The sequence below is a fragment of the Pseudomonas sp. K5002 genome (assembly GCF_013386655.1).
In the GTDB taxonomy this organism is placed as follows: domain Bacteria; phylum Pseudomonadota; class Gammaproteobacteria; order Pseudomonadales; family Pseudomonadaceae; genus Aquipseudomonas.
Genome location: NZ_JACARK010001398.1, coordinates 1 through 872, shown reverse-complemented (window position 1 = coordinate 872; position 872 = coordinate 1). Strand labels below are relative to the sequence as shown.

Here is an 872-nt window from a genome sequence, read left to right as displayed (position 1 = left end):
GCGCCTGCACCGTGGCATCCAGCGCCGTGGTCGGTTCATCGGCGATCACCAGGCCGGGGTTCAATGCGAGTGCGCTGGCAATCAGCGCACGCTGGCGCAGGCCGCCGGAGAGTTGATCGGGGCGCTGGCGGGCACGCAGTTGCGGCTCGGGTACGCCCACCAGATCCAGCAGTTCAATGACGCGTTCGCCACGGCTGCGACGGTCGCCCCAGCGATGGGTCTCCAGCACTTCGAGAATTTCCTTGCCCACCGGCCGCAACGGGTCGAGGGACACCAGTGCATCCTGCAACACGAAGCCGATGCCATTGCCACGCAAACGACGCCAGCCACGCTCCGACAGGCTGAGCAAATCCACGCCGTCGTAACTCAAGGTGCGCGCCGTAACCTTCGCGCCCGCACCCGCCAGGCCGATCAGGCTGCGGGCGGTGACGCTTTTACCGGAGCCGGATTCGCCCACCAGCGCCAGGGTCTTGCCAGGCTCCAGGGTGAAAGACAGATTGCGCACCACCGACTGCCCGGCAAACTCGATGGACAGCCCTTCAACGATCAAGCGTTTCTGGTCGCTCATGAAAGACGGCCCTCCAGGCGTTGTTGCAGGTAACGGCCAGTGACCGTGGTCGACAGCGTGGTCAATACGATGAACAGCCCGGGGAAGAACGTCAGCCACCAGGCGTTGGCGATGAAGTCGCGGCCCATGGACAACATGGTCCCCCACTCCGGTGCCGGCGGACGGGCGCCCAGGCCGAGAAAACTCAGGGCCGAGGCCCAGACAATCGCCTGGCCCACGCCCATGGTCAGGGTCACGATCAATGGGCGCATGGCGTTCGGCAGCAACTGGCGCAGGATGATGCGCAGCGGCGGATGCCCGAGGG

Annotated in this window: 2 protein-coding genes; both read right to left on the bottom strand. The window is 65.8% G+C overall.

Features of this window, described 5'->3' with window-relative positions:
• Window positions 1–568 (bottom strand): ATP-binding cassette domain-containing protein (locus tag HX846_RS36705; protein ID WP_178967401.1); only part of this gene is annotated, 568 nt, incomplete at its 3' end.
• On the bottom strand, window positions 565–872 hold a 308-nt coding region (locus HX846_RS36700; RefSeq protein WP_178967400.1), incomplete at its 5' end, for an ABC transporter permease subunit. The genes HX846_RS36705 and HX846_RS36700, both read right to left, overlap by 4 nt.